Source organism: Planktosalinus sp., from assembly GCF_059864935.1.
On the sequence record NZ_JCBCCK010000113.1, the window covers coordinates 1 to 8,894 of the forward strand.

General features: G+C 42.5%; 8 protein-coding genes and 1 pseudogene. 3 read left to right on the plus strand and 6 right to left on the minus strand.

What is annotated here, in order from left to right; all coding sequences use genetic code 11:
- Nucleotides 1-246, plus strand: a pseudogene (locus AC6F75_RS04910) (hypothetical protein); the annotation flags it as partial.
- Nucleotides 247-268: 22 nt separating this feature from the next.
- On the opposite strand, the gene AC6F75_RS04915 reads toward AC6F75_RS04910, so the two are convergent.
- Nucleotides 269-721 (minus strand): hypothetical protein, encoded by a 453-nt coding sequence (locus AC6F75_RS04915; protein WP_500713831.1) that lies wholly within the window; start codon nt 719-721, stop codon nt 269-271.
- A gap of 107 nt (nt 722-828) precedes the next feature.
- On the opposite strand from AC6F75_RS04915, the gene AC6F75_RS04920 reads away from it, so the two are divergent.
- Nucleotides 829-1,386, plus strand: a complete 558-nt coding sequence (locus AC6F75_RS04920) for a lipocalin family protein (RefSeq protein ID WP_500713832.1) — start codon at nt 829-831, stop codon at nt 1,384-1,386.
- A gap of 239 nt (nt 1,387-1,625) precedes the next feature.
- Here AC6F75_RS04920 and AC6F75_RS04925 read toward each other — a convergent pair whose 3' ends face one another.
- The 5 genes from AC6F75_RS04925 to AC6F75_RS04945 form a co-directional block, all read right to left on the minus strand.
- Complete coding sequence (locus tag AC6F75_RS04925; RefSeq protein WP_500713833.1) at nt 1,626-1,835, minus strand: hypothetical protein; 210 nt, start codon at nt 1,833-1,835, stop codon at nt 1,626-1,628.
- Nucleotides 1,836-1,873: 38 nt separating this feature from the next.
- Nucleotides 1,874-5,230 (minus strand): preprotein translocase subunit SecA, encoded by a 3,357-nt coding sequence (secA, locus tag AC6F75_RS04930; RefSeq protein ID WP_500713834.1) that lies wholly within the window; start codon nt 5,228-5,230, stop codon nt 1,874-1,876.
- Nucleotides 5,231-5,321: 91 nt separating this feature from the next.
- Nucleotides 5,322-5,543, minus strand: a complete 222-nt coding sequence (locus tag AC6F75_RS04935; protein ID WP_339611373.1) for a DUF2795 domain-containing protein — start codon at nt 5,541-5,543, stop codon at nt 5,322-5,324.
- Between the two features lie 134 nt (nt 5,544-5,677).
- On the minus strand, nt 5,678-6,256 hold the full coding sequence (locus tag AC6F75_RS04940) for a cob(I)yrinic acid a,c-diamide adenosyltransferase (protein ID WP_500713835.1): 579 nt from the start codon (nt 6,254-6,256) through the stop codon (nt 5,678-5,680).
- A gap of 132 nt (nt 6,257-6,388) precedes the next feature.
- Entirely contained in the window at nt 6,389-6,565 is a 177-nt protein-coding gene (locus AC6F75_RS04945) for a hypothetical protein (RefSeq protein WP_500713836.1), read from the minus strand.
- Between the two features lie 1,433 nt (nt 6,566-7,998).
- On the opposite strand from AC6F75_RS04945, the gene AC6F75_RS04950 reads away from it, so the two are divergent.
- A partial coding sequence (locus AC6F75_RS04950; RefSeq protein WP_500713837.1) for a nucleotide sugar dehydrogenase occupies nt 7,999-8,894 on the plus strand: 896 nt, incomplete at its 3' end.

Sequence of the window (8,894 nt, forward strand, 5' to 3'; positions counted from 1 at the left end):
ACCGTTATCTTTCACGGCACTGATGACAATGTCGTTCCTTATAAATCAGGTAAAAAACTTTTCACAACTGCCAATCCCCAAAATGGGAAAACTTTTGTAACTATTCCTGAAGGTAAACATAATGATTTGGCTCAGTTTGACTGGTATTGGAATATGATTGAAATTTTATTAAAAGAGAGAAAAATCAATTCTGAAAACTGCGATATTCTTACTGAGCAAGTTAGGAAGCTTTTAGGAAAAGATTGATTGGAACATTATAGCAAGAAAATCAAAACTCCGTTCCCGGCACAAATCTTGGAAAATAGGGATTGTACATAAAAGGCATGGATGCATCTCGGTAAACCTGATTTCTTATGCCATTGCGTCTTGCAAAAGGAGTCTCGCGCACTTCAATCCTGATGGCTGATTCTTTTTCAACCACTCTTCTAAAGCCCAAAGTTTCTGCGGTGATGGGCCTGGTTGTGGTGTTTTTTCGGTTGAGGTAGGCATCCTGCCTGTTGAGGGCATCTTCCATACTCACGGCCTTCCAGTAATTGCCCGAAGTGACACCGAGGGTATTTGAAAAGGTTGCTTTATCATATTTATGAACAAAAAAACTGTTTTCAACAGCAAAGATTTGAGGTAAGGTGTTTTCGGTAATGGTAAGAAATTGAAAACCAAACTCCTGGGAAAAACTATTTCCGTAAAGTAATAGAGCGAGTATGGTTAATTTAAACTTCATGAAATTAGGTTTGGCGTAAAAGTAGCAAAAATCATCCCAAAATTGAAAAAGATTATCATTTAAGAAGAATTAATTTAGTTTTTTTTCGACAATTAAAATTTAGTTTTATGTTTGCAAACATATTCAACCAAAAAAACAATAAAATGAAAAATTTAAGCTTATTATTTGTTGCCTTTTTATTTGTATTTACTTCTTGTAGTAGTGATGATGATTCAAACAATCAAATTGATTTGTCTGTTGATATTACCGGCAGTTGGGATTTAACAAAATTTGATTATGAAGGTGATAGTCAAATGACATTTCAAGGTCAAACCATTACGTTAAATTATACCGGTTTTGCAAAAGATATTGACGCACAGGTAGTTTTTTCTAAAAACCCGGATATCGTTGAATCATTTGGTTCTTATACCATAGAAATGACCGTTACATATATAGGGATGACAGAAACCTACGATACTCCTATTGATATGGCAGATTATATAAATCCTGGAACTTGGAGTATTCAAGGCAATCAAATGATTATAGTTAATCAAGCGACAGGTGAGCAACAAACAGCTGAAATTATTCATTTGTCTCAAAACAAGATGGTTTTAGTTTCAGAACAAACACAAATGGTAAGTGGGATGACAGCTAATGTATCTGGTGAAATGACACTGGAACGATAAGTGATCCGCAACAACAAAAAAGAGAAAGTTTAAAAAGCCGGATATTTAATTAAACCATTAAGGAATTAAGAAACATTAAGAGTTATACCCTTACTCACCATAATTCCTTAATGGTTAATAACCTATGCGCCCTTAGCGACTTTGCGGTGAAAGTACATACTACTGTCGATGCACCGCAGACCTGCCCGCGGTAGGCTGGGACGCAGGGAACGCTGAGTTTCTTGGTGCATCTTTGTGACTTAGTGCCCCTGCCTGCCGCTTCGTCGCCTGAATCCGGCTATTGGCGGAGCAAGGCGGGCCGGCAGGTTTGTGGCATATTTTCTTTCGACTTCCTTTAATCCCTTAGGGTTTAATTCCCCGATGCTTGTATCGTTTTTCCTTTTTTGGAATTTGGGATTTGTTTTTTTTTGGAATTTGATACCTAGTATGCTTGCATCGAGGTAGTTCATGACGGCCTCTTTTTTATAGGGCTTTTTTAAACTAATAGCTATTCAACAAGCACCCATTCCCCTTTGTCCAATAATGGGATGGCTTGCTTGAATTTCATCTCTTTGGTTTCACCGCTCATCACGTGCTTAATTTTGACTTTGTCGTTACGGCCAATTTTGGGCTTGTCCCTCACTATGGTTTCTGTAACGCCTTGTTGCTGGCCTTGCATATTTCCGGCAGCTCTGGCCTGAGTGGCCCGTTCGTCCAAATTGGGGATTTCGTCTTTTTGGGTTCTCAGGTTTTCTTTGGGCTTACGCTGTCGTGCCTCACGGATTTGCGCTTCGTCCTGCTGTGGCAATTCGCCTTTAAACAGGAAGGAAACCACATCTTTGTTTACCTTTTCTATCATCACCTTAAAGAGCTCATAAGCTTCAAACTTATAAATAAGTAAAGGGTCTTTTTGCTCGTGTACAGCCAACTGTACTGACTGTTTCAACTCGTCCATTTTACGAAGGTGGGTTTTCCACGCATCGTCAATAATGGCCAGGGTAATGTTCTTTTCAAAGTCAAGGATCAGCTGTTTTCCTTCGGTTTCATAAGCTTTTTCCAAATCGGTGGCAACGTTGAGCACTTTTACCCCATCACTGAAGGGTACTAAAATGCGTTTGAATTTGTCGCCTTGCTGCTCATACACGTTTTTGATTACCGGATAGGCAATCTCGGCGTTGCGGATCATCTTGCTTTCAAAGTGCTTGTATGCCGCTTTATAAACAATTCCTGCAATTTCAAGTGGTTCTTTTTTCTCAAATTCATCTTCACTTATGGGTGAACTGATCGAGAAATAACGGATGAGTTCAAACTCAAAGTTTTTAAAATCCTGTGCAAGCTTGTTGGTTTCAGCAATCACTTCTGCAGTGTCATACACCATATTGGCAATATCCACTTTCAGGCGTTCACCAAATAAAGCGTGATACCTACGTTTGTAAATCACTTCACGTTGGGCGTTCATCACATCATCATACTCCAGCAATCGTTTTCTAATGCCGAAGTTGTTTTCTTCCACTTTTTTCTGGGCGCGCTCAATGGATTTTGAAATCATGGAATGCTGAATCACTTCGCCTTCCTGCAATCCCATCCTGTCCATCAGTTTGGCGATGCGTTCACTACCAAACAAACGCATCAGGTTGTCTTCAAGAGACACATAAAACTGCGAACTTCCCGGGTCACCTTGACGTCCGCTACGTCCTCTCAACTGCCTGTCCACACGTCTTGAGTCGTGACGCTCTGTACCGATGATGGCCAGACCACCTGCTTTTTTCACTTCTTCAGACAGCTTGATGTCAGTACCACGACCTGCCATATTGGTAGCAATGGTAACCACTCCGGAATGTCCTGCTTCTTCAACAATGTCTGCTTCTTTTTTGTGGAGTTTTGCGTTAAGGACGTTGTGCTTAATTTTTCTTAGCGTAAGCATTTTACTCAGCAATTCTGAAATATCCACCGAGGTTGTACCAATCAAGACCGGTCTTCCGGCCTTGGAGAGTTCTACTACTTCGTCAATTACGGCATTGTATTTTTCACGCTTGGTCTTGTAAATTTTATCTTGCCAGTCAATACGTGCAAGGGGCCTGTTTGTGGGAATTTCCACCACATCCAGTTTGTAGATTTGCCAGAGTTCACCGGCTTCGGTTACGGCTGTTCCAGTCATACCGGCCAGTTTGCGGTACATCCTGAAATAGTTTTGCAGGGTAATGGTTGCAAAAGTTTGGGTGAGGGCTTCAATCTTTACGTTTTCCTTGGCCTCAATCGCTTGGTGCAATCCATCACTGTATCGGCGACCGTCCATAATACGTCCGGTTTGCTCGTCAACGATCATCACCTTGTTGTCCATGACCACATACTGGGTGTCTTTTTCAAAAAGGGCATAGGCTTTAAGCAGTTGACTCATGGTGTGGATGCGCTCGCTTTTTACGGAATACTCCCTGAACAACTCTTCTTTGGCTTTGGCTTCTTCTTCTTTGGGGAGTCCTTGTTTTTCGATGTTGGCGATTTCTGTTCCAATTTCGGGCATGACAAAAAACTCGGGGTCTTTTTCGCCGGAAAGGAAATCAATGCCTTTATCGGTCAATTCAATTTGATTGTTTTTTTCGTCGATAACAAAATACAACTCGGCATCCACTTTGGGCATTTCCTTGTTGTTGTCGAGCATGTAAAAGTTTTCGGTCTTTTGAAGGACTTGCTTGATGCCTTCTTCCGAAAGGTATTTTATAAGGGCTTTGTTTTTGGGCAAACCCCTGTAAACACGCAGCAGTTGGAGCCCTCCTTCTTTAGTGTTCCCTTCTTTGATGAGTTTTTTCGCTTCAGCTAAAACACCTGTCAAAAGTTTTCTTTGTATATCAACCAACTCACTGACCTGAGGTTTGAGTTCGTTAAACTCGTGGCGCTCACCTTCGGGCACCGGTCCTGAAATGATTAGAGGCGTTCGGGCATCATCGATCAACACCGAATCCACCTCATCTACGATGGCGTAGTGGTGCGGGCGTTGCACCAAATCGTCAGGAGCGTGGGCCATATTGTCACGCAGGTAGTCAAAACCAAATTCGTTGTTGGTTCCGTAAGCAATATCAGCATTGTATGCTTTTCTGCGTTCAGGCGAGTTGGGCTGATGCAGGTCAATACAATCCACAGTTAAGCCGTGGAATTCAAAAATGGGGGCCATCCACGCGCTGTCACGTTTGGCTAAGTAGTCGTTTACGGTAACCAGGTGCACACCGTTTCCGGTAAGGGCATTGAGGTAAACGGGTAGGGTAGCCACAAGGGTTTTACCTTCACCCGTTTGCATTTCGGCAACTTTCCCCTGATGCAGGGCAACACCACCTATAAGCTGCACATCATAGTGCACCATGTCCCAGGTAATTTTTTTACCGGCGGCATCCCAGGAGTTGGACCAAACGGCTTTTTCCCCGTCCAGGGTAACATACTCTTTTGTTGCAGAAAGTTCGCGGTCAAATGCTGTTGCGGTAACAGAAATGGATGTTTTGTCTTTAAAACGCTTTGCGGTTTCCTTGACCACGGCAAAGGCTTCGGGCAGGATTTCATCAAGCATTGTTTTCTCGATGTTGTAGATTTCGTCTTTAAGTTTGTCGATTTCGGCATAAATGTCCTCGTTGCGGTTGATGTCTGTAGTAGCATTGGCTTCTTCGGAGAGCTTGGTCATTTCAGCCTGAAGTTCTTTTCGGGAATCGGCTATTTTTTGGCGAAACATCACTGATTTTGCACGCAGTTCGTCATTGGAAAGCTGCTCAATGGCTGCTTCATGTTTTTTTATTTCGTTGACGATGGGCATGATTTTGCTTACGTCCTGCTTGGATTTATCTCCTACAAATACTTTTAATACTTTATCTAAAAAGGTCATAATAATCTAAATATCAAAGGGTTTGTTTTGCTTTCAAAATTAAGCAAAAAAAAAGCCTCTTGCGAGACTTTCTATACTATTTTTAATGTTGTTAATATTCATCCTCATTCCAAAGATAATCTTCGTCAGTCGGGTAATCCGGCCAGATTTCTTCAATGGAATCATAAGCATCGCCTTCATCTTCTATGGCTTGTAGGTTCTCTACAACTTCCAGGGGGGCTCCGGTCCTGATGGCATAATCGATCAATTCGTCTTTGGTGGCGGGCCAGGGAGCATCACTTAAGTAAGATGCCAATTCTAAAGTCCAGTACATAAAATGACGGTTTAAATTTTTGCAAAAATAATTTTTTAGTTGAGAAAGTCAAGGAAAAAAAGAATTATTTCTATTTTATTTCTAAGAACTTTTGTTAAATAATTGTAAGCAGTTGAAAATTAAAGCTTTGTATTTTAGTTTTCATTTTTTTGAGGAAGCCATTTGATTTCCTCTGCTTGTAGTTCATGTGACAACTTTCGTGCCAGCACAAATAGAAAGTCAGACAGGCGGTTGAGGTAGATTAAAACCTTTTCTTCTACGGGTTCATTTTCATTAAGAAAGCTGGTATGACGCTCGGCACGGCGGCAAACGCAGCGGGCAATGTGACAGAATGACACGGTTTGATGACCGCCCGGTAAAACAAAGTTTGTCATAGGGGGGAGTGATTCATTCATCTCGTCGATTTTGTTTTCGAGCAGGGTGATGTCTTCATCACTTATTTTTGGAATGTTGAGCCGTTCTTTTCCACTTTTCAATACCGCTTTTTCGGGGGCGGTGGCCAAAATGGCGCCCAGGGTAAACAAGCGGTCCTGAATGTGGCTGAGCAGTTGTTTGTGGTTTTTAGAAATGTCCTGATCCCTGATCAACCCGATATGCGAATTCAATTCATCAACAGTGCCATAGCTCTCAATGCGGATGTGGTGCTTGGGCACACGAGTGCCCCCAAAAAGTGCCGTGGTTCCTTTATCGCCGGTTTTGGTGTATATTTTCATTTTTCAGGCTATTTTTTTAATGGGATTATGATGAGGCGTAAAATATTACGCCTGTACCAATTAGATTTTATTTCTCTCACGTCTCACCATCCCACACCCCCCGGCCCCCTAAAGGGGGAGGCCACCCAAGTCTCACGTCTCACGTCTATCCTCATCCTTGCGCTTCATATATCGTTTTCTAAAATTCCTGTCCTTGCGGTTTTCCCTGTTTCGCTTTAAGCGTAAATTGTTCCAGATAAAAAACGCCAGGAATACCACTATTACAGCAATATAGAGCAGGAGGTCTTTGTCTTTGAAGAAATCGGTCATCGGTTTTTATTAATAATACAAAGTTGCTCAATTAATAGGGATTTTACAAGGAAAATGGCTGAATATCCCATACTTTTTTGCAATTGTATTCCCTGTGCGTTAGTTAAGTTTTGTGGTTTGGAAAAAGAAGTTCAAAAGTATATCAGATCAAACACTTCAAAACAGTCCTTTGTGTTCTTTATGTAAATGGTTTCATGAAATTCTTGAAAATCACACCATAACTTACACACAACTTTTAGCCTTGTAGTATAAACCACCACAAATATCTCATAGTTTGTACTATTAAAATTACCATCATAAATTCGCTATCTTAGCATTATCAATATTATGCATGTTGTTAGTTTGGGTTTCAACCATCCCCCGATAGTTCAGTGAAACCCGAGCAGTTTTTTAAACAGGGAAATACTCAAAAGTAATTGTCTTTTAAAGAAGAACAAAGCCTCACAAAATTGGTTTTAGTTTTTTGATATAGGGAAAAGATAAAACAGAGCGTTTCCTTGTTTTTTTGTTTATTACAATATCCACCCCGCACCCCGCACCCCGCACCCCGCACCCCGCACCCTGCACCCCGCACCCCCTAAAGGGGGAGGCCGTCGCTCAGTAAAATATCGATACTTAGCGACTTGGCGTCTTTGCGAATGACAACATTTTTTCAAACTGCATAAATTGAAATGACAACTTATTGATAACATTTTAAATCTAGATTCCTTCTGCACCCGCCTTTGGCGGGTTGGGGCAACAGGAGGAATCGGGAGGTCATGTAAAGTGTGGTTTAGGACTAACAAATAACAATTTCTTAATCATTTAAAGCAATCTGTCATTGGTAGAATTGGATTTGTTGCTCGCAAAGCCGCAGAGTCGCAAAGTTTTATCATAAGTCTTAAGTCCTGTAGTCCTAAGTCAAACACTGAGCACTAAACCCACGATGTCGGCTTTTTCATTTTTCCCCGGCCCGCCAAAGGCGGGAGGCCTACGCGTTAGCCAAAATTTAAAATTCCAAATCTTAAATAGTTAATCCTCAATCAAAACCTACTTTGCGCCCCTTTGCGCCCAAACTTTGCGAGCTTTGCGTGAACTACGCACTGATTGTCACACCAATCCACATCCCCATACTCCCGCACCGCCCTAAGGGGGGAGCATCCCACTAAGGTTTAAGGTTCAGTTCAACGTACATTTTTCGGTCATCAAGCATCCATCCTTTGGCAGAATCATCACTCTCTCCTCACCAACTCATCATTCGCCAAGCCGCCAAGTAATTTTTACTTTTCCATTCTCTCAAATCTCACATCTAAAAATAAACTTTTCATACCCACGTTTTTATCGAGAATGGTTACCTTTGCAGCTTTCATCCCCCCCAAACCTCCATCAAAACCTTAATTCTTAAGGCATTGATAGTTAGGAGAAAGGGGTCTTATTTTTTAAAACACCATTCAATGAACAAAATCGCCATCATCGGCCTGGGCTATGTGGGACTGCCACTTGCCAGACTCTTTGCCACAAAATACCCCGTAGTGGGCTATGACATCAACCAAAAACGAATCGCCGAACTCCAAGACGGTCATGACAGCACCCTCGAAGTAGGAGATGCTGACCTGCAAGCCGTATTGCTGGACAAATGCCCCTTCCGCGACGATATGAATAGCAACGGGCTATTTTGCTCCCAACACCTTGTTGACATCAGTGAGGCCAATGTCTATATCATTACTGTTCCCACACCTGTGGACAAACACCACCGTCCGGACCTCACGCCGCTGTATAAATCCAGTGCCGCTGTGGGCAGTATCCTGAAAAAAGGTGATATTGTTATCTATGAATCCACCGTCTATCCCGGTGTGACCGAAGAAGAATGTGTCCCCGTCCTGGAAAAGGAAAGCGGACTCACCTTCAACCAAGATTTTTTTGTGGGCTACTCGCCCGAGCGCATCAACCCGGGGGACAAGGAGCACACCGTGGAAAAAATACTCAAAGTCACCGCCGGCTCGACGCCCGAGACCGGTCAAATAGTCGATGCCCTTTACAAAAGCGTCATCACTGCCGGGACGTATCTGGCACCCACCATCAAAGTGGCCGAAGCCGCCAAGGTCATCGAAAACAGCCAGCGCGACATCAACATTGCCTTTGTCAATGAGCTCGCCAAAATATTCAATATTTTAGAAATTGATACCCACGAAGTCCTTAAAGCCGCCGGAACCAAATGGAACTTTTTGCCCTTCAAACCGGGACTGGTGGGTGGACACTGCATAGGTGTTGACCCGTATTATTTGGCACAAAAAGCCCAAGAGCACGGCTACCATCCGGAGATCATCCTGGCCGGAAGACGCATCAATGA